Annotated in this window: 19 protein-coding genes, 2 tRNA genes and 1 pseudogene; 13 read left to right on the plus strand and 9 right to left on the minus strand. The window is 67.2% G+C overall.

Annotation, left to right across the window (positions count from 1 at the left end):
- The first annotated feature begins 251 nt into the window (after positions 1-251).
- From ACIRG5_RS38575 to ACIRG5_RS38590, 4 genes are all read left to right on the plus strand, one after another.
- Positions 252-325, plus strand: a tRNA-Lys gene (locus ACIRG5_RS38575).
- 316 nt (positions 326-641) lie between these two features.
- Complete coding sequence (locus tag ACIRG5_RS38580) at positions 642-2,876, plus strand: cellulose binding domain-containing protein (RefSeq protein ID WP_402914420.1); 2,235 nt, start codon at positions 642-644, stop codon at positions 2,874-2,876.
- Positions 2,876-4,543 carry a cellulose binding domain-containing protein gene (locus tag ACIRG5_RS38585; protein ID WP_402914422.1) on the plus strand — a complete coding sequence of 556 codons (1,668 nt, stop codon included), beginning with the start codon at positions 2,876-2,878 and terminating at the stop codon, positions 4,541-4,543. Before ACIRG5_RS38580 ends, ACIRG5_RS38585 begins: the two co-directional genes overlap by 1 nt.
- A gap of 65 nt (positions 4,544-4,608) precedes the next feature.
- A complete protein-coding gene (locus ACIRG5_RS38590; RefSeq protein ID WP_402914424.1) occupies positions 4,609-5,355 on the plus strand; it encodes a class I SAM-dependent methyltransferase in 747 nt (248 codons plus the stop codon).
- A 5-nt stretch (positions 5,356-5,360) separates the two neighbouring features.
- Here the strand turns inward: ACIRG5_RS38590 and ACIRG5_RS38595 are convergent, their stop codons facing one another.
- Positions 5,361-5,942, minus strand: coding sequence for a TIGR03086 family metal-binding protein (locus ACIRG5_RS38595; RefSeq protein ID WP_402914426.1), 582 nt, complete (start codon positions 5,940-5,942; stop codon positions 5,361-5,363).
- 55 nt (positions 5,943-5,997) lie between these two features.
- Here ACIRG5_RS38595 and ACIRG5_RS38600 point away from each other — a divergent pair, with 55 nt between their 5' ends.
- The 3 genes from ACIRG5_RS38600 (at position 5,998) to ACIRG5_RS38610 (ending at position 8,680) form a co-directional block, all read left to right on the plus strand.
- Entirely contained in the window at positions 5,998-6,435 is a 438-nt protein-coding gene (locus tag ACIRG5_RS38600; RefSeq protein WP_402914428.1) for a MarR family winged helix-turn-helix transcriptional regulator, read from the plus strand.
- A 189-nt stretch (positions 6,436-6,624) separates the two neighbouring features.
- Positions 6,625-7,407, plus strand: coding sequence for a hypothetical protein (locus tag ACIRG5_RS38605; protein ID WP_402914430.1), 783 nt, complete (start codon positions 6,625-6,627; stop codon positions 7,405-7,407).
- 82 nt (positions 7,408-7,489) lie between these two features.
- Positions 7,490-8,680 (plus strand): amidohydrolase, encoded by a 1,191-nt coding sequence (locus ACIRG5_RS38610; RefSeq protein ID WP_402914432.1) that lies wholly within the window; start codon positions 7,490-7,492, stop codon positions 8,678-8,680.
- Here the strand turns inward: ACIRG5_RS38610 and ACIRG5_RS38615 are convergent.
- Positions 8,677-9,306 (minus strand): TetR/AcrR family transcriptional regulator, encoded by a 630-nt coding sequence (locus tag ACIRG5_RS38615; RefSeq protein WP_402914434.1) that lies wholly within the window; start codon positions 9,304-9,306, stop codon positions 8,677-8,679. The genes ACIRG5_RS38610 and ACIRG5_RS38615 overlap by 4 nt on opposite strands.
- 97 nt (positions 9,307-9,403) lie before the next feature.
- On the opposite strand from ACIRG5_RS38615, the gene ACIRG5_RS38620 reads away from it, so the two are divergent.
- Positions 9,404-10,984 carry a flavin-containing monooxygenase gene (locus ACIRG5_RS38620; RefSeq protein ID WP_402914437.1) on the plus strand — a complete coding sequence of 527 codons (1,581 nt, stop codon included), beginning with the start codon at positions 9,404-9,406 and terminating at the stop codon, positions 10,982-10,984.
- Here ACIRG5_RS38620 and ACIRG5_RS38625 read toward each other — a convergent pair.
- Positions 10,945-11,259: pseudogene (locus ACIRG5_RS38625) on the minus strand (SRPBCC family protein); the annotation flags it as partial. The gene ACIRG5_RS38620 and the pseudogene ACIRG5_RS38625 overlap by 40 nt on opposite strands.
- Positions 11,260-11,265: 6 nt before the next feature.
- Positions 11,266-11,613 (minus strand): VOC family protein, encoded by a 348-nt coding sequence (locus ACIRG5_RS38630; RefSeq protein ID WP_402914439.1) that lies wholly within the window; start codon positions 11,611-11,613, stop codon positions 11,266-11,268.
- A gap of 109 nt (positions 11,614-11,722) precedes the next feature.
- Here ACIRG5_RS38630 and ACIRG5_RS38635 point away from each other — a divergent pair, with 109 nt between their 5' ends.
- The 4 genes from ACIRG5_RS38635 (at position 11,723) to ACIRG5_RS38650 (ending at position 15,762) form a co-directional block, all read left to right on the plus strand.
- Complete coding sequence (locus ACIRG5_RS38635) at positions 11,723-12,574, plus strand: helix-turn-helix domain-containing protein (protein ID WP_402914441.1); 852 nt, start codon at positions 11,723-11,725, stop codon at positions 12,572-12,574.
- Between the two features lie 133 nt (positions 12,575-12,707).
- Positions 12,708-14,981 (plus strand): M4 family metallopeptidase, encoded by a 2,274-nt coding sequence (locus tag ACIRG5_RS38640; protein ID WP_402914444.1) that lies wholly within the window; start codon positions 12,708-12,710, stop codon positions 14,979-14,981.
- Between the two features lie 18 nt (positions 14,982-14,999).
- A complete protein-coding gene (locus ACIRG5_RS38645) occupies positions 15,000-15,611 on the plus strand; it encodes a lysoplasmalogenase (RefSeq protein ID WP_402914446.1) in 612 nt (203 codons plus the stop codon).
- 77 nt (positions 15,612-15,688) lie between these two features.
- Positions 15,689-15,762, plus strand: a tRNA-Lys gene (locus tag ACIRG5_RS38650).
- On the opposite strand, the gene ACIRG5_RS38655 is transcribed toward ACIRG5_RS38650, so the two are convergent.
- Complete coding sequence (locus tag ACIRG5_RS38655) at positions 15,724-16,842, minus strand: tyrosine-type recombinase/integrase (RefSeq protein ID WP_402914584.1); 1,119 nt, start codon at positions 16,840-16,842, stop codon at positions 15,724-15,726. The genes ACIRG5_RS38650 and ACIRG5_RS38655 overlap by 39 nt on opposite strands.
- Here ACIRG5_RS38655 and ACIRG5_RS38660 point away from each other — a divergent pair.
- Complete coding sequence (locus ACIRG5_RS38660; protein WP_402914449.1) at positions 16,726-17,220, plus strand: hypothetical protein; 495 nt, start codon at positions 16,726-16,728, stop codon at positions 17,218-17,220. The genes ACIRG5_RS38655 and ACIRG5_RS38660 overlap by 117 nt on opposite strands.
- A 545-nt stretch (positions 17,221-17,765) precedes the next feature.
- On the opposite strand, the gene ACIRG5_RS38665 is transcribed toward ACIRG5_RS38660, so the two are convergent.
- The 4 genes from ACIRG5_RS38665 to ACIRG5_RS38680 form a co-directional block, all read right to left on the minus strand.
- Complete coding sequence (locus tag ACIRG5_RS38665; RefSeq protein ID WP_402914452.1) at positions 17,766-18,620, minus strand: DNA-methyltransferase; 855 nt, start codon at positions 18,618-18,620, stop codon at positions 17,766-17,768.
- Entirely contained in the window at positions 18,617-19,345 is a 729-nt protein-coding gene (locus ACIRG5_RS38670) for a DNA methyltransferase (protein WP_402914454.1), read from the minus strand. Before ACIRG5_RS38670 ends, ACIRG5_RS38665 begins: the two co-directional genes overlap by 4 nt.
- Positions 19,329-19,796, minus strand: a complete 468-nt coding sequence (locus tag ACIRG5_RS38675) for a recombinase family protein (RefSeq protein ID WP_402914456.1) — start codon at positions 19,794-19,796, stop codon at positions 19,329-19,331. Before ACIRG5_RS38675 ends, ACIRG5_RS38670 begins: the two co-directional genes overlap by 17 nt.
- Before the next feature lie 284 nt (positions 19,797-20,080).
- Positions 20,081-21,259: a DNA methyltransferase gene (locus tag ACIRG5_RS38680; RefSeq protein WP_402914458.1), complete on the minus strand. Its 1,179-nt coding sequence runs from the start codon at positions 21,257-21,259 to the stop codon at positions 20,081-20,083.
- Positions 21,260-22,104 lie beyond the last annotated feature (845 nt).

The raw sequence follows: 22,104 nt of genomic DNA on the forward strand, positions 1-22,104 counted from the left end.
GCGCCTGCCCCACATCCCCATCGACGTACTTCCGATCTGCTTGTCGCCACTCCCGAGACTGCCTGCACGAAGTCGCTTTGGCGTCCCCCGATTAGGTGACGACAGGGAGTGCACCGAAGTTGCGCAAGTGGCCGGATCGTTACGTGGCAGATGCACCCCAAACCCGCGCTGACCAGCCGATTGGGAGCGCGTGGAGGCGCTGTGCTAACGTTCTTCCCGTCGGAACGAGCAAGCCTCCGGCACACAAACAAGCGCCGCTAGCTCAGTTGGTTAGAGCAGCTGACTCTTAATCAGCGGGTCCGGGGTTCGAGTCCCTGGCGGCGTACTCCAGAGAAGCAGGTCACAGTTTCTGTGACCTGCTTCTCTGCTTTTCCCGGTTCTTCTGTGGCGACCGGATTCGATCATGCCCCGAGCAGGCTCAACAGACTTCTGCAAACGGTGCCATTTTCCTAATTCACATATCTGATTTTTCACATGCTCGAACATTTCGCGAATTGAGCGCGAATCATTGACGAGACCTCAGGAACTATTCACAATTCGACTCCACGATGTGAGCCGCCCCACATACGTGGTCGAACTGTTCCTTGGAGGCATGCGTGTCCCGAAGTCATGGCCTACGACGAGCCGCCACGCTCGCAATCGTGAGCACTCTCGCCGCGGCGGGCGTCGCCGTGCTGGTCAACGCCGCGGGCGCGGCTCCCGGCGCGGGCGCGCTCACCGGGCTGGACACCTCGGCCGGCAATCGCCGGGCGCCCGTGAGCGGGCTGTACGACTGGAGCAAAGCCGGTTATCGGGGTGGCCAGAACCTCCCCGGCGCGAGTGAGATCAACTCCGCTGCGGAGTGCCAGATCACCGCTGCCGAATTGGCGAGCCAGTTCAACGTGAAGCCGAATGACGGCCTGGACGATTCCGCGGGTCTGCAATCAGCCATCGATTCGATCAAGACGTCCTGTTCGCCGTCCGCGAGCTACACGAAGCTGAGTCTGATCACGCTGCCGGCCGGTGGGCTGGCCGTGTCGCGCGAACTGCACGTGGACGCGGACTACCTGATTCTTCGAGGGGCGGGCAAGGACGCCACGAAGATCACCTACCGGCCGGACGCGAACACCCTCTACGACGCCCTCACCCCGGACGGCTCCGACTGGGACGAGGACGGCATGACGTCCGGCGCGGGCAAGGGCGGCTGGCTGTGGCCGGGCCGCGGCCTGTTCCGGGTCCAGTCGCGCGGTGTCGACCCGAGCTACGCGAGCGACTACGCCGCGGCTCCCGCCAACCGCAAGGACATCTTCGAGGGCACGGTGAACGTGCACTGGAAGGTCGGCGCGAAGGTGGCCACTGCCGCCAGGACCGGTGACCGCACGATCACCGTGCAGTCGGCCACCAGGATCAAGGCCGGCATGTTCGTGAACGTCCGTGCCGCCAACTCGGTCAAGTTCTACGAGCAGCAGCAGGCGACCGGCGCCGGGTTCCCGATGCTGAACATGCACATGCGGCAGCAGATCTTCACCGTCACCTCGGTCTCCGGCAACACCGTGACGCTGGACCGGCCGCTCGAGTACGACGTCCCGGTCAACTCCACTTCGGACGGTTCGGCGCCGATCGACGGGACGACGTACGACTCGAAGGTGTCCCCGCTCGTCGACCCGGTCGAGGGCGTCGGCTTCGAGGACTTCGGCTTCACGCAGGCGATGCCCGGTCTCGACCAGGCCGACGCGATCAACAACTACGGCAACATGGCGCCCGCCGCCGAGATGCACGGCATCGTCTTCAAGTGGGCGGCCAACTCCTGGGTGCGCGGCATCAGGGCGGAGATGACGGGCTCGCACCCGATCGTCACCGAGGAGGCCAAGAACCTCCAGATCATGAACAACGAGCTCGACGGCTCGTGGAACAAGGGCAAGGGCGGCAACGGTTACTTCCGCGGCTCGCGCGTGTGGGACTCGCTGTACACCGGCAACACCTCCCGCAACCTGCGCCACTTCACGTTCCAGTGGTCCGCCTCGGGCAACGTCGTGATCGGCAACGACTTCGACTCCGACCTGAACCTGCACGGCGGCTGGGAGCGCAACAACCTGTTCGAGCTGAACACGGTCCGGGTGCCCTACGCGCACCGCTCGGCCAACTGCCGCGCCAACTGCGGTGAGGAGGGCGGCGGCGGTCCCGACAACTCCAACTGGTTCCCGATCTGGTGGGGCGCGGGCAAGAAAGCCGTGAAGTGGTCCGGCGCGTCCGGTCCCCGCAACGTCTTCTTCAACAACACGATGACCAAGCAGACCGCGACCGGCGGGCCGTTCAACGACTACTACGCCGACCACTCGCGGATCTACCAGTTCGGCTGGAACGGCACGGCCTACCAGCACCTGGACATCGGCGGCACGCCCATCACCGACTGGGCCACCAACGAGCAGCGCGACTTCACCGGCGGCCACGGCGTGGACGCCACGAAGACGGACTCGGCGGCGTCGCTGTTCCTGACCTCGGTCAACGGCACTCCGCCGACCAGCGCCACCACCACGTCCACGACCACTACGACCACCACAACCACGACAACGCCGCCTGCGGGTTCGTGCGTCTCCGCCAAGGTCACCCAGACCTCGGTGTGGAACGGCGGCTACGGCGCCGACGTGACGATCACCAACGGCTGCACCACCGCGACGACGTCGTGGACGGTCGAGTTCGACCTGCCGCCGGGCACCACGGTCAGCAGCTCCTGGAGCTCCGTGCGGACGTCGACGGGCCAGCACCACAAGTTCACCAACGCGAGCTTCAACGGCGCCGTCAAACCCGGCGCCAGCACCAAGTTCGGCTTCAACGCCTCGGGTGCCGGTCTTCCCACCGGCTGCACCGTCAACGGCAAGTCCTGCGGAGGCAACTGATGGGCACACGAGCACTCGCGCTCGCCGCGGTGACGGCAACGGTCGCGGCGTTGCTGAGCAGCGGGTCCGCGCAGGCCGCGGCACCCGCGCTGAAGGCGGCGGTCACCCAGACGTCGGTGTGGAACGGCGGCTACGGCGCGGACGTGACGATCACCAACTCCGGTGACGCCGCCAGCACGTCGTGGACGATCGAGTTCGACCTGCCGTCCGGCACCACGATCACGAGTTCCTGGAGCTCCGTCCGCACGTCCACGGGCCAGCACCACAAGTTCACCAACGCGAGCTTCAACGGCGCCGTCAAACCCGGCGCCAGCACGAAGTTCGGCTTCAACGCCTCCGGCGGCAGCCTGCCCACGAACTGCACGATCAACGGCGTCGCATGTGGCGGCGGTACTCCTCCCGCAGACACGCAGGCGCCCTCTGTGCCGGCGGGTCTGCGGTCCACGGGCGTGACGTCCGGCTCGGTGTCGCTGGCGTGGACGGCGTCCACGGACAACGTCGGCGTCACCGGTTACGAGGTGCTGCTCGGCAACACGGTCAACGCGACCGTCACCGGCACGTCGGCCACGGTCACCGGCCTGTCCGCCGCCACCGCGTACTCGTTCTCGGTGCGTGCCAAGGACGCGGCGGGCAACACGTCGGCGACGAGCACGGCGGTCAGCGCCACGACCAGTCCGGGCACCGGCGGCGGCACCACGGTCGACGTCTCCACGGCGGCGCAGCTCCAGGCTGCACTGGCCGCGGCCACCGCGGGCCAGACGATCAAGCTCGCGCCGGGCACCTACCGCGGCTCGTTCGTCGTCAACGGCCGCGCGGGCACCGCGTCCCAGCCGATCACCCTGAGCGGCCCGCGGGACGCCGTCCTCATCAACGACGGCCCCACCGGCGAGGCCCCGTCCTGCCCCGCGCCCACCGCGGGCTGGGACTCCGGCTACGGCCTGTGGGTCTTCGGCTCCCCGTACTGGAACCTCACCGGGTTCACCGTCCAGGAGTCGAAGAAGGGCATCGTCCTCGACAACTCGCACCACACCACGATCGACTCGGTCTCGGTGCACCACGTCGACGAGGAAGCCGTCCACTTCCGCCGTTCCTCGGCCGACGGCATCATCCGCGACTCCACGATCACGGACACCGGCCTGGTCCAGCCCGGCTACGGCGAAGGCGTGTACCTCGGTTCGGCCAACTCCAACTGGGCCTGCCACGGCAACACCGGCGGCATCGACCGCAGCGACCGCGTCCAGGTGCTGAACAACAGGATCGGCCCGAACATCGCGGCCGAGCCGATCGACGTCAAGGAAGGCACCTACGAGGGGATCATCCGCGGCAACACCTTCGACGGTCAGGGCATCAGCGGCCAGAACTCAGCCGACTCCTGGATCGACGTCAAGGGCATCGGGTACCTCATCGAGGGCAACACCGGCACGTTCCGCAGCCCTGGCACCTTCGCCAACGGCTACGAGACGCACAACACCAGCACCACCCCCAGCCTGCCCAACGGCTGCGGCAACGTCTGGCGCGACAACCGTTCCGACCTCGGCGGCGTGGGCCAGTACGCCATCAACATCACCTCGGTGTCGAAGTGCACGGCGATGCCCAACGTCGTCTACGCCTCCAACACCGTGACGGGGGCGGTGAAGGGCCTGACCAACGCACCGGTCACCCCGTAACGCCGCCTTGAGTGGCCCGGCGTCAGCCGGGCCACTTTCGTTACTCTCGAAAGCCGGGGGGACGTATGGGCGGAACGGATCTGTACGACGAGATCGGCACCGGGTACTCGTGGGGACGGCGCACCGATCCGCGCTGGATGGCCAAGATTCTCGCCGCGCTCGGCACGGCCGGTTCCATCGCCGACGTCGGCGCGGGCACCGGCTCCTACGAACCGCGCGACCGCACGGTGCTCGCCCTCGAACCGTCCGTCGAGATGATCCGGCAACGACCACCCGGCGCGAGCCCCGCCGTGCGCGCCGTCGCCGAAGCCCTGCCGCTCCGCGACCACGCCGTCGACGCCGCGCTGGCCGTGCTCACCGTCCACCACTGGACCGACTGGCGCGCCGGTCTCGCCGAACTCCGCCGCACAGCGCCACTTCAGGTCGTCCTCGCCTACGACACACGCCGGCACGCCGACTTCTGGTTCGTCCGCGAGTACGTGCCGGAGATCGCTGATCTGGAACTCACCAGGCCTTCAGCGGACGACATCGCGCACGAACTCGGTGCCCACAGCGTCACCGTTCTGCCGCTGCCGTGGGACTTCACCGACGGCGTGTTCCCGGCCTACTGGCGACGCCCGGCCGCCTACCTCGCTCCCCGCGTCCGCCGCGCCTGTTCCGCCCTCGCCCAAACGGATCCCGGTGCGGTCGATCGGGGTGTCCGACGGCTGCGCACCGACCTGGACAGTGGCCGATGGCACGAACGCCATCAGGACCTGATCGACCTCGCCGAGTGGGACGCGGGCTTCCGCCTCATCGTGTCGCACAGCTGAAGGCCTCACCACTTCGGCGAACGCCCCAAGGCGGTGAGGACGCGGTTCAACGGATCGTCGTCGTCCGCGACCAGCGCGGGCCCGAAAGGCGCGCCAGGCTTCAGCCTGGCTTCACCGTCCGGCACCGCCAGCGCGATCCGCAGCGCGGGCTCGGCCAGTTCCGGGGCCAGGTGGTAGTCGAGTCCGAGCGAACGCGCGACGTCCCAGCCGTGTACGACGTAGTCGATCAGGTGGAAGCCGATCGCCTGCATCGCGGGGAACCGCGCCCCGAACTCCGGCAGCTCGAACTCCCGTTGCGGCACTTCGGGTTCCGCGAAGGCCGCGAGCACGTCCTCTGCGGCTTCGGCGTAGTCGACGACGGGCCGCGAGCTGACGGAGACCTCCCAGGCCGCGAGATCCCCGCCCTTACCTCTGGCAGCGGCGGCGAACCCGTGATGCTGGGCGGTCATGTGAGCGAGGAGCTCGGCGAGTGTCCACTCGGAACACGGCGTGGGCTTTCCCAAGTCGTCGGCGGACACCTTGGACACGATCTCAACGCTGGTCCCTACCGCTGTGTGATGCAGAGTCAGCAGGTCATTGATAAGCATATGCCTACGATAGGCAGATGCTTACTATCAGTGCAAGGTAGCTATCATCCTGTTCGTGAATGGTCGGCGACGTGACCTGGCGGCGATGATCGCGCCGCTGCAACGAGCGCTGGTCGCCGCCGAGCAGCCGGTGCTGCGCGCGCACGGTCTGAGCATGTGGGGCTACGTCGTGCTCGACACCGTCGAAGGCCAGCCGGTGCGCACCCAGGCCGCCCTCGCGGAGTTCATCGGCGCGGACAAGAGCCGGATCATCGGCGTCCTCGACGAACTGGAGAACGACGGCCTGCTGGAACGCACCCGCGACCCGGCGGACCGGCGCGCCCGGCTCGTCACGATCACCGAAGAGGGCCGCCGCCGGCACAGCGCGGCGCAGGCCGAGATCCAGCGGGGCGAGGAACGCTTGCTCGCGCAGTTGCCCACCGCGGACCGCGAGGCGTTGCTGCGCTCGCTGGCCGTGCTGATCGACCAACTGCCGAAACTCGGCCAGGACTGAGGAAGTCCGCACACGTGCGGCAACAAGAGCGCGGAACTCCGCGCACCTCCTCCATCGCTCTCCGTGTCGCGGATGTTTCACATAGCGCACAAATAGGTTGTGACCTGCGCTAACTACCGCCACGATGGGCGGCGTCAAACAACGACTGATTGTCATGGGGGCAGTCGAACAATGCGATTCAAGCGTGTAATGGCAGCTGTGCTCGGCATCGCGGCGATGGTCACCGTCGTCGCGGCCACCCCGAGCGTGGCGCAGGGGGACAAGAACTCGATCTCGGGCAAGGGCCTCCCGCGTGACCGTGGCGCGACCACGCTCACGACCAACGGGCAGACCTTCCTCGAGATCAACGCCGCCAACGAGCTCGTCCACTGGTCGCGCTCCGGCGAGAGCTACGCCAAGCAGCTCCGCGGCTGGGGCTGGGGTGGCACGCGCACCATCACGACCCTCGACGAGCAGAACTTCCTCGAGATCAAGAACGACGGTCGCCTGTCCAAGTGGTCGTGGAACGGTTCCTGGTACACCGAGGCCGTCATCGGCACGGGCTGGAACAACGCTCGCCTGATCACGGGCACCAGCCTGGGTCAGTTCATCGAGATCAACAACCAGGGCGAGCTCGTCTACTGGACGATCGACGGCTCCAACGGCATGAGCAGGGTCGTTCGCGGCTCGGGCTGGGGCGCGACGCGCAGCATCACGGGTCTCGACCCCTACCTCTTCCTTGAGGTCAAGGGCGACGAGAACCACTCGGTCTCCTACTGGGTCAACGAGGCGGGCGGCGTCACGGAGTACCCCGCCACGGGCAGCAGCTTCACCGGGGTCCGCCTGATCGCGGGTGGCGACATCGATCACTTCACGGTCGTCGCGACCGACGGCAACCTGGTGGAGTTCGCCTGGGTCGATGCCGGCGAGGAGAGCGGCTACCGCGGCACCGTTCGCGGCTGGGGCTGGGGCGGCACGCGCATGATCGGCTGATCAACCTGCTGTGATGAAGGGCCCCGACCGGTTCGTCGGGGCCCTTTTTGCATTGTCCGCCCGCAGTGGTCAGGATCTGGTGATGACCGACCTGCACGAGCTCTACCGCGATCTGCACAGTCACCCCGAACTGTCGCTGCACGAGTTCCGCACCGCGGGCGTGCTCGCCGACGCCTTGCAGCCGCTGGGTTTCGACGTCACGACGGAGGTCGGCGGCACCGGCGTGGTGGGCGTGCTGCGCAACGGCGACGGCCCGATCGTGATGCTCAGGGCGGACATCGACGCGTTGCCCGTCAAGGAGACGACCGGACTTCTCTACGCGTCAACGGCTCGTGCAACGAACACCGACGGCGAAGACGTACCGGTGGCTCACGCGTGCGGGCACGACATGCACGCCACGTGTTTGATCGGGGCGGCCGAGCGGTTGACGCAGACCCGTGAGGAGTGGTCGGGAACGCTGCTCGTGGTGTTCCAGCCCGCCGAGGAACTGGGTCGCGGCGCACGGGACATGGTCGCCGACGGACTGTTCGAACGGTTCGGCAAGCCGGAAGTCGTGCTGGCGCAACACGTCAGCCCGCTACCCGCCGGGATGATCGCGTACGGCAGCGGGCCGCTGATGGCGGCGTCCGACTCGGTGCGGGTCACGTTGTTCGGCCGGGGCGGGCACGGTTCGGCGCCGGAGACCGCGGTGGATCCGGTGCTGATGGCCGCGCATGTCGTGGTGCGGCTTCAAGGAATCGTCGCGCGCGAGATCGCACCGTCCGAACGCGCCGTCGTCACGGTCGGGCGGTTGCAGGCCGGCACCAAGGAGAACGTCATCCCGGAGACCGCCGAGATCGGCGTCAACATCCGGACGTTCAACGAGCACGTCCGCGGCATCGTCCGTGCCGCCGTCGAACGGATCGCCCGCGCCGAGGCCGCCGCGTCCGGAGCACCGCGCGAGCCCGAGTTCGACTGGTACGACGGCACTCCCGTGCTCGTGTCCGATCCGGACGCGACCACGACGACCATGACCGCGTTCGCCGAGCACTTCGGCAAGCAGAACCTGATCCCCGGCGCGGTGGTCAACGCCAGCGAGGACGTCGGCGTTTTCGGCACGGCCGCAGGGGTTCCGACGGTGTTCTGGTTCCTCGGTGGCACGGACTTCAGCACCCGCGAACCCGGTCAGCCGGTCGCGATGAACCACTCCCCCGAGTACGCGCCGGACATCGAGCCGACGCTGACCACCGGAGTCGACGCGCTGGTCGTCGCCGCACGGACGTGGCTCGGCTAGCCTCTTGCCGCGATGCCGTCGTACATCACGCGCCGCAGTGCTTCGCTTTGCGCCGCTTGCGCTTCCGGCGTGCGCAGCGACGAGATCGCGGTGCCGAGGATCATGCCGTTGATCGCCCTGGCCGTGTTCTCGACGTCGAGGTCGGCGCGCAGGTAGCCCAGTTCGACGCCGTGTGAGAGGTACGCGGACGTGAGCGCGGCGGCCAGGTCGAACAGGTCGAGGATCCGTTCGGCCATGGCGCGGTCGATGCCGGGCGCCTCGAACAGCAGCAGGCGCGGCACTCGGGGGTCCTCGCCGAAGATGCGGGCCAGCGACTCGCCGATGCGCGCGGACTGCTCGCGGTACTCGGCGAGCGTCGACACCGCGTCCGGCGCGTTCTCGGCCGTCAGGGCGCCGGTGATGCGGCCGACGAGGTCGTCGACGACGTGGTCGACGATGTCCCGCTTGTTCTGGAAGTAGCGGTAGAACGTGCCGTGCCCGATGCCCAGGCGCGTGGCCACGTCGGCGATTCCGGTGGCGTGGTAGCCGCGTTCGGCGAAGCAGTCGAAGGCCGCGTCGATGATCTCGCGGCGCAGCTCCTGCTTCTTGCGCTCGGCGCGGCTGACGGGCTCGGCACTGGACGTCATGCGCCTGAGTCTATGACCTGCGGAGTCTTGCGATCACCTCGGAACTGACATACGGTTCCGAAACTGACATGCGATTCCGTTTCAGCAGGAGGTCGGGATGGCCCCGCAGTACGACGCGATCGTGGTCGGCGCCGGATTCGGCGGCATGGGCGCGGCGATCGAACTCAAACGGCTCGGGCTGCACGGCCTGCTGATCCTGGAGCGGGAGGACGACCTCGGCGGCACCTGGCACGTGAACAGGTATCCGGGGCTGGCCGTCGACATCCCGTCCCCGACCTACTCGTACTCGTTCGAGCCGAATCCGCACTGGTCACGGTTGTTCGCGCCAGGTTCCGAACTCAAGCGTTACTCCGAGCATGTGGCCGTGAAGTACGGGTTGCGGCCGTTGATGCGCTTCGGCGTGACGGTGACCGGCGCACGCTGGCGGGACGATCGCTGGGAGGTCGTCGCGGGTGAGGAGACCTTCACCGCGCGGTACCTCGTGACCGCCACGGGGTTCCTGTCGATGCCGAAGACGCCGGACATCGCGGGCGTCGAGTCGTTCCAGGGCAAGGTGCTCCACACCGCCGCGTGGCAGCCCGCCGACCTGACCGGCGAGCGGGTGGCGGTGATCGGCACCGGGGCCACCGCTGTGCAACTGATCCCCGAACTGGCGAAGCAGGCGTCCGCGCTGACCATCTTCCAGCGCACGCCGATCTGGGTCAGCCCGAAGCCCGACCACCCGATCCCGTCGCCGGTCAGGAAGTTGTTCGCGCGGCTGCCGTTCGCGCAACGGACCGTGCGGTGGATCGGCAGTTCGGTCCTCGAACTGATGATGATCTCGGGAGTGGTGCGCTACAGGCAGTTGCGGGTCGTGAACCGGCTGGCGGAGCGGTGGTGCCGGGCGCACCTGCACCGTCAGGTCCGCGATCCGGAGCTACGTCGCAAGCTCACGCCGGACTACTCGTTCGGCTGCAAGCGGCCCACGTTCTCCAACGACTACTTCCGCACGTTCGCGCGACCGCACGTGCGGCTGGAGACGTCGCCGATCGAACGAATCGACGCCACCGGTGTCGAGACGGCGCAGGGCCGCACCGAGATCGATGTCCTCGTGCTGGCAACGGGATTCAACCTGTGGGACACCAACTTCCCGGCGTTCGAGGTGATCGGGCGCGACGGCAGGGATCTCGGCGCGTGGTGGCGGCAGAACCGGTTCCAGGCCTACGAAGGCGTGACGGTGCCGGGGTTCCCGAACTACCTGTCACTCAACAGTCCCTACTCCTACAGCGGACTCTCGTACTTCACGACGATCGAGTGCCAGATGGCGCACGTTCGACGGCTGTTCACGGCGATGCGCTCCCGTGGTTCGTCGGTCTTCGAGATCACGCAACGGGCCAACGACGAGTTCCTCGAACGCATGCGCGCCAAGGTCACGCAGAACTCGGTGTTCTCCCTCGGCCAGTGCTCCACCGCGCACAGCTACTACTTCAACCAGCACGGTGAAGCCACCCTGCTACGGCCGACCTCCACGGTCAGCGCACATCGTGCGGCGAGCCGCTTTCCGTTGTCGCACTACGACTTCTCGAACGTCCGCTTGACGACCTCGAGTCCGCGCGACATCGAGTCGGCCATGGGCGCGGCCAGCCGGTCGGGCAGCACGTCACGCGTCCACACCAGTCGGCAACGCCGTTCGCCGTAGGGGAAAACCTGCATGGACGCGTTGTCGTGGATCGGTTCCACGGAGCCGCCGACGATCGAGTACGCGATCCGGCGCGCTTGGTCGTCGACGCCGATCCGCCGTTCCGTGACCACGGTGCCGTCGGCGAACGTGACGGTGCGGAAGTCGGCTTCGGACCGGGTGTCCACCACGAACCCCGGGGCCATCCGGGACGGGCCGGTGGCGAACTCGCCGATGACCTTCCACACGTCGTCGGCGCTGGACTCGATCATGATTTCCAGGCTGATGGAGGCCATGACGCGTCACGCCGCCAGACAGAACAGGTGGCCCTGCGGGTCGGCCAGCACGGTCCACTGGCCCTCACCGGGCTGGAAATCCGGTTTGGTGGCACCGAGTTCGAGCAGTTGCTCGACCGCGAGCGCGACGTCCTCGACGTGGAAGTCCAGGTGCGCCTGCTTGTCCGAGCCCGGCCACGACGGAGGCCGGTGGTCCGGCACGCGGACGAACGCGAGCTGGACGCCGTTCTCGCCCAGATAGACGGAATCGTCGTCGCTGGAGGTGATCTTCCACCCGGTGACGGCGCGGTAGAACTCGGCCAGCGGGCCGGGGTCGGCGCAGTCGAGGACGATCGTGGTGAGCTGGGCGGGCATGTTCTTCTCCTTCTGGATCGACGGGCACCAGCCTGCTCCGCGACCGCCTCTCCGGTCTTGAACATCCTTGCGCGCGAAAAATGTCAGACCCCGTCCCTAGCCTGAAGGGGTGCTCTCCTTCATCGCTCTCGCGGCCCGCCCGGAGTTCACCGTGTCCGCGGTGGACTGCCGCGACGACCACCGCGGCTGGTCGGCCGAGAGGCCGCGCGCGGACGTGCGGCTCGTGCTCGTGCGCAGTGGCGGTTTCCGGCGCCGGGTCCGGGGCGTGTGCACCGATCTGGATCGCACGGTCGGCTATCTCGGTTTACCCGGTGAGGAGGAGCACTTCTCCCATCCCGCGGGCGGGGACGTGTGCACGTCGATCAGTCTGCGGCCCGACCTGTGGCGTTCGCTGGCAGGCGAGGCGCCGCTGCTCGCCGGATCGTCGCTGTACGTGGACGGCAGGCTCGATCTCGCCCATAGACGACTGCTGCTGGCCGCGCGTGACGACGGGGCCGAGGAACTGGTGGGGCTGGTGGCGCGCGCCGTCCAGCAGGTCGTCTCCACTCCCACCCCGGGCGGCAGCGGCGACAGCGCGTTGGTGGCGAAGGCTCGTGGCGTGATCGGCGACGACCACCCGGCAGCGTCCGGACTGATTCCGCTGGCTGATCTTCTCACCGTCTCGCCGTACCGCCTGAGCCGCGCTTTCACCCGTGAGCTCGGGGTGTCGCTGACCCGCTACCGCAACGGGATGCGCGTCTCCCGCGCGCTGGATCGCCTGGCGGAAGGGGAACCCAGCCTCGCCGCGCTCGCCGCCGACCTCGGGTTCGCCGACCAGGCGCACCTGTGCCGCACAGTGCGCGAACACCTCGGACACACGCCAACCGCCCTGCGCAGACTTCTCGGGGCAAATCGAACATCGAGCCAGACAAAGGAATGCGCGGACGCAAGTCCTACAAATGCGCACGAATTGTTGGTGTGAATAAGTTAGTACTTGTTAACGGTCGCCGCGCAACTCATCCTTTCCCTGCTCCGCCACCACATTCACCTCGACGAACGCACCGGCTCCCCCTGCAACCGAGGGCCGGTCCGTTCGCCCTGCAACGAGGAGAAAAATGCAAGCCAGACGCACACTCGTGCTGGCCGCGGCAGGTTCACTGGTCGCAGCCGTTCTCACCCAGACCGGCGCGCAGACCGCCGCCGCCCAACCGACTCAGACCGCTGAGGCATTGGCCGTGGACGCGGCCGCGAGCCTCGTCGAGAGCCGCCCTGCCCAGCTGCACGCCGGCTCGAACGACGCGTTCGTCCGCCACGGCGTGATCTCGTCGACGAACGGCCTCAAGTACGTCCCGTACGACCGGACGTACAAGGGAATTCCGGTCGTGGGCGGCGATTTCGTCGTCGTCACGAACTCGACCGGCCAGGTCCTGCAGACCTCCGTCAGCCAGAACGCGACGATCGACCTCGCCAGCACCACGCCTTCCGTCACCAAGGCGCAGGCCGAGACCACCGCGAAGACCGCGATGTCCACTGTGGATGGCGTCGGTGCCGCGGAACAGGTCGTCTACGCGCTCGACTCCGCTCCGACGCTTGCCTGGAAGGTCACCGTCACCGGCCGTGACTCCGAGGGCCCGAGCAAGCTCGACGTGGTCGTGGACGCCGCCACCGGCAAGGTGCTGCGCAAGCAGGAACGCGTCATGCACGGCACCGGCACCAGCGGCTGGAACGGTCCGAACCCCGTCACCATCGCCACCACGCACTCCGGTTCGAACTACTCGCTCAAGGACCCCACGCTGACCAACGTCAGCTGCCAGGACGCGGCGAACAACACGACGTTCACCAAGACCACCGACACGTGGGGCAACGGCACCCAGACCAACCGCGAGACCGGCTGCGTCGACGTTCTGTTCGCGGCGCAGACCGAGTCGAAGATGCTCTCGCAGTGGCTCGGCCGCAACGGTTTCGACGGCAACGGCGGCGGCTGGCCGATGCGCGTCGGCCTGAACGACCAGAACGCCTACTACGACGGCAGCCAGGTCCAGATCGGCAAGAACACCGCGGGTCAGTGGATCGGCTCGATCGACGTCGTCGCACATGAGCTCGGCCACGGCATCGACGACCACACGCCGGGCGGCATCTCCGGGTCCGGCACGCAGGAGTTCGTCGCGGACGTCTTCGGCGCCACCACCGAGTGGTTCGCCAACGAGCCGTCGCCCTACGACACGCCTGACTTCCTCGTCGGCGAGACGATCAACCTCGTCGGCAACGGCCCGATCCGCAACATGTACAACCCGTCCGCGCTGAACCACGCGAACTGCTACTCCAGCTCGATCCCGAACGCCGAGGTCCACGCGGCCGCGGGTCCCGGCAACCACTGGTTCTACCTGCTTTCACAGGGCACGAACCCGACCAACGGCCAGCCGACGAGCACCACGTGCAACAACACGTCGATCACCGGTCTCGGCGTCGAGAAGGCCATCAAGATCTTCTACAACGCCATGCTGCTCAAGACCTCCAGCAGCTCGTACCTCAAGTACCGCACGTGGACGCTGACCGCCGCGAAGAACCTCTACCCCGGTAGCTGCGCGGAGTTCAACACGGTCAAGGCGGCCTGGGACGCGATCAGCGTGCCCGCGCAGTCGGCCGACCCGACGTGCAGCGCGACCGGCACGGTGACGATCGGCAACCCCGGCAACCAGTCCAGCACCGTCGGCACCGCGGTGAGCCTGCCGCTGTCCGCGAGCGGCGGCACCGCGCCGTACAGCTGGTCCGCCACCGGCCTGCCCGCCGGCCTCTCCATCAACTCCGGCAATGGCACCATCTCCGGCACCCCGACCACCGCCGCCACCTCGAACGTCACGGTGACCGCGCAGGACAGCGCCGGCAAGAGCGGCACGGCGTCGTTCAGCTGGACCGTCGGCACCGGCGGCGGCAACTGCTCCGGCCAGAAGCTCGCCAACCCTGGCTTCGAGTCCGGCGCCACGTCGTGGACGGCGTCCTCGGGCGTCATCGGCCAGCACAGCGCGGACGGCGAACCCGCCCGTTCGGGCACGTGGTCGTCCTGGCTGAACGGCTACGGCTCCTCGCACACCGACACGCTGTCCCAGTCGGTGACGATCCCCGCCGGATGCAAGGCGTCGCTGACGTTCTACGTCCACATCGACACCAAGGAGACCGGCAGCACCGTCTACGACAAGCTGACGGTCACCGCGGGCACCACCACCCTCGCCACGCTCTCGAACACGAACGCGGCAGCGGGTTACGTGCTCAAGACGTTCGACGTGTCCTCGTTCGCTGGCCAGACGGTGACCGTCAAGTTCACCGGTGTGGAGGACGCCTCGCTCCAGACGTCGTTCGTGATCGACGACACGGCGGTGACCCTGAGCTGAGGCTTTTAGTCTGAGCTCATGAAGAAGCAGGCGTACGCGGTTGCCGCGATCGTGGACTCGATCGCGGCAGCCGTGCGCGGCGCCAAGCCCGCGCGCACTGTGACGAAGACCGCCCTGATGCCCGTACTGGCCGTCGCCAGCCCACCTCACGACCCCGGCATGGCGGTCGGTCTGGCCGGCTCGTGGCTCGGCGACGTGGCACTGCTCGGCGACTCGGACAAGGCGTTCCGAACAGGACTCTTCAGCTTCCTGGTCGCCCACGTCGGCTACACCGCCGCACTGGCCCGCCGCTCGTCACCCGGCTCACGCAAGGCCGTCGTCCCCATTGTCGTGGCCTCGGCCGCGGGAGCCGTGGTGTTCGCGCGAGCGGCAGGCCCGATGGGAAAGCCGGTAGGCCTCTACGCCCTGACACTCGGCACGATGGTCGCCGCCGCCTCCACGGCCCGAGGCGCCGGCGCACGACGGGTTTTCGGTGGTGCGGCGCTGTTCGCGGTCTCGGACGCCCTGCTCGGCGCGAGCCGGTTCGTCCTCAGGGGACGCGCGGCGCGAGTGGCGTCGACCGGCGTCATGCCGACCTACGCGGCGGCCCAGTGGCTCCTGCACACGGGGTTCAAAACGTCGAACGGGTGACCCGCGTGAAAACCCGTTGGAACCCCTGTGCTAACGTTCTTCACGTCGGAACGAGCAAGCCTCCGGCACACAAACAAGCGCCGCTAGCTCAGTTGGTTAGAGCAGCTGACTCTTAATCAGCGGGTCCGGGGTTCGAGTCCCTGGCGGCGTACTCCAGAGAAGCAGGTAGAGATTCGTCTCTACCTGCTTCTTGGCATTTCGGGGGTTCATCTTCATTCTCCGTTTCTGCGTTGTGGATCATGGTTTGCGAGCCCGAGACGAGCCCGAGACGCGGATGATCTTCGATCGCCGGACGGTCCGGCATGATCCGGTATGAGGTGACCTTGCGCGGTACCAAACGGGCGATGCCCTCAGCTGTGGCTTGTGCGACCTGGGGCAGTACGCCGGTGTAGGTGTCCGCGGTGATGGTGATCGAGGAGTGCCGGAGCATGCTGGACACGATCTTCATGTCCGCCCCGGATGCGAGTGCGAAGGTCGCAGCTCCGTGGCGCAGATCGTGCAGGCGGATCGGCGGCAGTCCCGCTTCCTCAACGAGCGCGTTGAAGAGGTCGGTGACGTCGGCTGGGTGCAGCGGTGAGCCGTCGGGCTCGGTGAACATCAGCCCGAGGTTGGCCCAGGCGTCTCCTGCCTCGTCACGCTCACGCTGTTGCCGGGATCGGTGAGCGCACAGCTCCAGAACCGTCCCGCGGTCGACCGTGATGATGGCGACGCTGCTGTCGGTCTTCGGAGTCCCGAACTCGGTCTCCCAGCCGACCTGCAACAGCTGGAACCGAATCGCGAGGGTCCCCGTGTCCTCGTCGAAGTCGACCCAGTACTGCCCAAGGCCTTCGCCGCGACGCAGCCCCGCATGAGCAAGCAGGTGAAAGTACGCGTACAGGCGGTGGTGCGCGATGAAGTCGAGGAAGGTGCCTGTCTGCTCTGGCGTCCAGACCATCACCTTGCCGGGGATCTCCCCCGTCTCCACCCAGCGCGCCACGCGGGCGTCAGTCCACACAAGCGGTTTGGGCCGTACCTCGGGCGGTAGCTCGACCTTGACGGCCGGATTGAAAGTGATCAGCCGCGCCTCGCCGTACATCGCGTCGTTGAGCGCCTTACGTGCTGTGGCCATGATCCGGTGCATCGACGCGATACCTACCGGACGGCGATACCTCACCAACGCCCGCTTGTCAGGGTCGGTGCTCTTGCGCAGGTCCTCAATCTGGTCGTTGAACTCCTCGATGCGCTCGATCATGAAGGTGAAGTCGCCACCCTCCAGTTCGTCGAGCCAGATCTCTCCAAGGACCGGCACCAGGTAGAGCCGGATGTGCGACTCGTAGCTGCGGTGGGTGTTCTTCGACAGCCCCTTGCGCTTCGGCAACCAGTCCAGGAGGTATGGGCCGAACTTGACCCTGTCACGCAGTCCGCCCTTGGGCCGAACCCGAGCGCGGACGGTGTCCGCGTCGGGGATCGGTTCCTTGTTCTTGATCGCCTCCGCGATGAGGTCGCCGATCCGCGTGAGCGACTTGGCGTCGCCCTGTTTGGGGATCGCGAGCAAGCTTCGAACGAGGTCGAGTTCTTTCTGCGCCGCGACCTCGTTGTCGAACGAGATGCGGCGGCGCGGCCTGCGTAGTCCGTCCTCGTCTTCGGGAAGCTCGATGCGGTAGGCCCACGAACCGTGCTCGCTTCTGGCCAGCTTCGGGCACGACTTGCCAAGCTCCCGCCTCGTCAGGGGGTCGCGACAGGAGCAGCGTTTGTAGGTGGAGCCGAGCGGCACACCCTTCGCCGCTTCAGTCCTCTTCGATCGCATGTCCACGATCCTCGCGCCGCGATGCGAGCCCGGGCGAGCCCGAGAAATGGGTGAACTTGGCCCGAGACATAGGAATCCGTTCGTGTCGAGTGTGGACTGTCAGTGACGAGTCCGACGCTTGTCCTGCACCTTGGCCACGATCGACTGCGGTCGCGAACTCGGAACCGGCTGCGGAGGAAGCGGCTCAAGTCCGAGTTCCCGACGCAAGTCCGCGGTCGGAACCCGATAGGCAGAGCCGACTCTCACGACACGGCATGGGAACTCACCTCTGCGCGCCAGCATGTACGCGGTCGTGCGTCCGAGTCCGAAAGCGCGGCCTGCGACCACGATGTCGACGACGGCGGGCAGCACCATGACTTCTGCGACGGTCAGCGGCTTGGCTGCCATGGCGTCACCTCTTCCTGTTCGGCGAGCCGGGCGATCGCAAGGTCGTGGAACGCGGGGTTGAGATCGATACCGATGTAGCGGTGGCCGAGTGTTCGCGCTGCGATACCGGTCGTCGCGGTACCGCTGAAGGGATCGAGTACGACGCCTCCACGAGGGCAGCCGAGTGCGATCGCTTTCGCTGCAATCTCTACCGGTCCCACTGCTGTGTGTGCGCCGCGGTAGGCCCGGACCGGAACACTCCACAGGTCTGTCTCGCTGGTCGAGCTCAGGTAGTGGCGGTCGGATGCTGTGAACAGGAAGACCGTTTCGTAGGAGGTGCTGAACCTGTCCCGGACCGATTCCGGTGCCGCGTTCGGCTTGTGCCAGATGACGGCATTGCGCAGCAACCATCCGTCCTGGCACATCGCGAACGCCACTCGCCATGGAACTCCGACCAAGGACTTGCGTGGCATGCGCGACTGCGGCGGCCGGTGAGCGCCATGGCGCCTCTCACGCACGCGGTCTTGTGCGGTGCGAGACGACGAGCCAGCCGCGACGTAGTTCCCCCACGAGCCGCCGTAGGAGTCGCCAAGATTCACCCAGCACGTTCCAGTAGGTGCCAGGACGCGTTTGACCTCCGCGAAGACTCTGCGCAACGACGCCGCGTAGTCCTCGACGGTCAGTTCCATACCGTACTGACCGTCGACCCCGTAGTCGCGCAAGCCCCAGTAAGGCGGGGAGGTCACCACGCAGTCCACGCTGGCGGCACCCAAGGTGCTGAGTACACGCAGGGCATCTCCCTTGAGGAGGGTGACGCCAGACCCCTCGTGGTGCACGAGCCCGCTCCAGCTGTTCATGCCGCCCACCTCTGCCTCTCGTCGCTTCGCTCGGAGTTGGCGCGGGTGAATCGGCGCCCTGACTGCACAGCGGCGAACTCCACCGACGCGGCATCGTGAAACGGGTCGACGACTACGCCTTCACGAGGGCATCCCGCTGTGATGCAGCGCGATGCGACGTCGAATGGCAGTTCCGGCCGCGGAGATGCGGCTCCCGCGCTGAACCACACATCGCCCGGATTGCGGCGTTGCGCTTGGCCCTCTTGCGCTGCGAGACGGACAGCATCAAGGTCGAAGCTGTACCTACGTTGCTTGGCAAACAGCAGCATCGTTTCGTAGGTATTGCTGAGCGCTAAGGTCCGCCGGCTCATCTCCCCTGCGGTGGACCAGACGATCGCGTTACGCAGGATCCAGCCGTCGCCCTGCAGTGCCAACGCGATGCGCCACGGAACGCTCACCAGCGAGGAACCGCGGCTTCCGCGCGCGCCCGTCACGACGTCCCCGACGCTCAACCAGGCAGTTCCGTCATCTGCCAGCACTCGCTTGACGCCGTCGAAGATGCCGCGAACGTAAGCAACGACCCGACGCATCGCCAGCTGCTCATCGGACAAGCGCGAGACGGCACAGTTCACCGACTGTTCCTTGAGGTCAGCCATCCCCTGCAAAACAGCATCGAGCCCGTTCACCGAGACAAGCTCGGACTGAGCACCGAGGCGCACGGCGAAGTGGTCACGCAGCGCTGGCATGAGCGCCACCTCCCTCTGACGCGCGCTTGGGCTGTGCTCGGTGGAAGGTGCGTTCGTCGACCAGTGGTTCGTGCACCATCGGCGCTGACGTGACCCACTGCTCCACAGGTACGGGGCGACCGGCTGCCGTGCGGGCCCAGACCTGGCGCCCGGTGTACTTGACGTTGGTCACGACCCGCGTAACTGCCTTGGCGGTCCACTGACCGTTGGGCGTAAGAGGCGGGTACCGGCGTGGGTCGCTGTTGAGTCGTTCAGCGATGACTGCGAACGTCAGGCCGTCGTCGGCTCGCCAGGCAAAGATCTGCCGGACGACCGCGGCTGTCTGCCATTCCGGTACGAGGACCGCACGCAGATTGCTGTGCCCAGCCAGCTCAACGACGCGGATCCTCAGTGCGCGATAGCCGTAGGGCGGTGGCCCGATCTGGTAACCGGAGCGCACGAGGTCGACCATCGCCGCACGGGCTCGCCGGGTGGTTTCTGCATGGTGCGACCTAAGCGCCGCCCATTGGATGCGGTCGGCTCGGCCAGCTGGGCTGATAGAACCGCTCACGGCGCTTGCGACCGGTTGCCTTGTGAGGCTTGTCCACAGAGTTGTCCACAATCGGGACCACCACGGTGGACAGGTCTCGGCCATAGGCGTGTTGACGCACTGGTGACGGGCGGCAGCGCGTCGTGCGGTGCGCTCACGTCGGAACTGGGGGTGCCAGCCGCACTCGCGGCAATGCAGGCGCGTTGTCATGCCGCTCGCCTCCCGTGCGATCGGTCGGCCCCGTTGGCGGGAGCGCGGAGGGGGTCGTCCTCAGCTCGCGGTGGCACGCTGGCTGCGGCGGCGAGTTCGGCATCGTGAGCGAGCTGGAAAACGAGCACCTCGAGGTGCGCAGTGAGTGCGGTCGGCGCGCGCTCTGCTCGGGCTCGTCTCGCGGCGCGGCGTTCGGCAAGAGAAGCGCGGGTGATCAGTCGAGAGCCTCGGATCTCTGCGGTCAGCGCAACGCACCGTTCCACCGGTGCCAGCCTGGCGGCGGTCGCCGCGGCGATCAGCGGTGTGGTGAGGTCGGCCAGAGACCCGTCCGGATTCCGACTCGGCCGGGCGACCACGACGAGATGTCCTCCGGAGCGGAGCAACGGCTCGCAGTACTGCATCGTGGTGGCGAGATCATCGGTTGCGACGTCAGTGCCGCGGACCCGGATCTGCTGGTGCTCAGGTGTGGCACGCAAGGAGGCCAAGACCAGTCCGACTTGCCCGACCAGCCCGGCAGCGAGGGCACTCGTCAGGAGCTTGGGCCGTGCATCGAGAACCCAGCCGCCATGCCACGCGCCGGCTGCTTTGGCGGCGGTGACGTTGGCGCGGGCAAGCGCCCACCACCGAGCGCTTGTGGTCAGTCCGACTGTGTGACGGCCGTTGCGAAGCGCCTCGACCATGACGGTCCCAGAGCCGCAATCTGGGTCTAGAACGAGATCACCGGGACGCGTGTAAGCCTCGATCGCGTGGGCTGCGACGGTCGGCGGGATCAGGTCGGTGTCGGCCTCGGTACCGGCAACGCAGCCGCTGTCGCGGAGCTGGGTGAGTGGAGCGCGCTGGCCGGTTGGCCAGATGGACAACGGCGAGGTTCGCCACCGCAGGGCACCGTCAGTCATCGGAGGCCTCCGCAACGTCGAGAAGTTGGGCCACGGCGCGATGACCGGTGAACACCAAGAGATCAGCATGCGCACGCTCGTGCCGAACGAAGGCAGTCGACCGTCCCCACGAGGCCGGGGAACGGTCGCGTTCGGCCGACGACACCACCCTGAGCGATCCGCCGTGAACGGGCTCGCGCAGTAACACGATTCGGTCGAGGTAGCGCAGTTGGGCCTGGCGCGCGGCGGGTACGAGGACCGCCGCTGGGTCGATAAACCGACCGCTGGAGTTGTCACCATGAGTGACGACAGCGAGTGTGCCTGCCGAGGTGAGCATGTCCGCCCAGTCCGTGGGTCGAAACCAACTCAGCGTGTGTGGCGCGGCTGCAGTGATGATCAGGTCGTAGAGATCTGGACCATCGCCAGTCGCGCCGGAGTTGGGTTCGTCCAGTCGGTCTGCAGACTGTCCGACCGCGCGTTCGGCAGGCGGACTTGTCGCGTCGCGTTCAGGTCCGGATCTCCGCTCGCCGACCTGGCCGGCGGTGGACTCGGCTGTGGGGCCAGGGTCTGCAACCGCAGTCGAGATCTGGATGCCGCGGCCAAGTCGGACTACGGTCCAGCCCGCTTCGTGAAGGCCGACGTACGGGTTGTCCTGAGCGTGGTTGCGTCGCGACGGCGAGCGCCGTGGTGCAGGCGGTGCGAGGTACGCAGCGGGAGCTAGAAGCAGCACTCGTTGACCGGGCGTGGTGTAGGTAGTGACGATCTTGACGACGGCTGCTAGTAGCCAGCTGGCGAGCAAACCTGTGCCCTCTTGGAAGGCGTCCTGGGCACACGGCCACACGGTGTTCGGCCGCGCCGTGGGCACAGAGAACGCCGTGCCGTAGCGGATGCGCGAACGCCGTGTTCGCCGAGCTGGCGGTTGCGAGATCGAGGCTGGCGAGAACTCGGGGGCACCGTGCCGGGAGTCGCCTCCCGAGGGGTCGTTGCGGTGTACGGGGGTCATCGTTAGCGCCCTTCGACGGATGGGATGCCGCGTGTTCTGACACCCTTAACTCCGTTTTTTGGCCTCGTTTTGGACAAGCCAGCACAGATTTTCTTGGCGCTGACTCCCGCGGGCAAGCGAGCAACACCAAATCGGTCGTCTT

The organism is Lentzea sp. NPDC102401, from assembly GCF_044765805.1.
Taxonomy (GTDB): domain Bacteria; phylum Actinomycetota; class Actinomycetes; order Mycobacteriales; family Pseudonocardiaceae; genus Lentzea; species Lentzea sokolovensis.

Excerpts from the sequence above, each read along its gene's own strand:
- ACIRG5_RS38620 (WP_402914437.1), top strand. The coding sequence starts at position 9,404 with ATGGCCCCGCAGTACGACGCGATCGTGGTCGGCGCCGGATTCGGCGGC.
- ACIRG5_RS38645 (WP_402914446.1), top strand. The coding sequence starts at position 15,000 with ATGAAGAAGCAGGCGTACGCGGTTGCCGCGATCGTGGACTCGATCGCG.
- ACIRG5_RS38615 (WP_402914434.1), bottom strand. The coding sequence starts at position 9,306 with ATGACGTCCAGTGCCGAGCCCGTCAGCCGCGCCGAGCGCAAGAAGCAG.
- ACIRG5_RS38595 (WP_402914426.1), bottom strand. The coding sequence starts at position 5,942 with ATGCTTATCAATGACCTGCTGACTCTGCATCACACAGCGGTAGGGACC.
- ACIRG5_RS38655 (WP_402914584.1), bottom strand. The coding sequence starts at position 16,842 with ATGATCGAGCGCATCGAGGAGTTCAACGACCAGATTGAGGACCTGCGC.
- ACIRG5_RS38605 (WP_402914430.1), top strand. The coding sequence starts at position 6,625 with ATGGCAGCTGTGCTCGGCATCGCGGCGATGGTCACCGTCGTCGCGGCC.
- ACIRG5_RS38610 (WP_402914432.1), top strand. The coding sequence starts at position 7,490 with ATGACCGACCTGCACGAGCTCTACCGCGATCTGCACAGTCACCCCGAA.
- ACIRG5_RS38665 (WP_402914452.1), bottom strand. The coding sequence starts at position 18,620 with ATGAACAGCTGGAGCGGGCTCGTGCACCACGAGGGGTCTGGCGTCACC.
- ACIRG5_RS38670 (WP_402914454.1), bottom strand. The coding sequence starts at position 19,345 with ATGCCAGCGCTGCGTGACCACTTCGCCGTGCGCCTCGGTGCTCAGTCC.
- ACIRG5_RS38630 (WP_402914439.1), bottom strand. The coding sequence starts at position 11,613 with ATGCCCGCCCAGCTCACCACGATCGTCCTCGACTGCGCCGACCCCGGC.
- ACIRG5_RS38680 (WP_402914458.1), bottom strand. The coding sequence starts at position 21,259 with ATGGTGACAACTCCAGCGGTCGGTTTATCGACCCAGCGGCGGTCCTCG.
- ACIRG5_RS38590 (WP_402914424.1), top strand. The coding sequence starts at position 4,609 with ATGGGCGGAACGGATCTGTACGACGAGATCGGCACCGGGTACTCGTGG.
- ACIRG5_RS38585 (WP_402914422.1), top strand. The coding sequence starts at position 2,876 with ATGGGCACACGAGCACTCGCGCTCGCCGCGGTGACGGCAACGGTCGCG.
- ACIRG5_RS38675 (WP_402914456.1), bottom strand. The coding sequence starts at position 19,796 with ATGGTCGACCTCGTGCGCTCCGGTTACCAGATCGGGCCACCGCCCTAC.
- ACIRG5_RS38640 (WP_402914444.1), top strand. The coding sequence starts at position 12,708 with ATGCAAGCCAGACGCACACTCGTGCTGGCCGCGGCAGGTTCACTGGTC.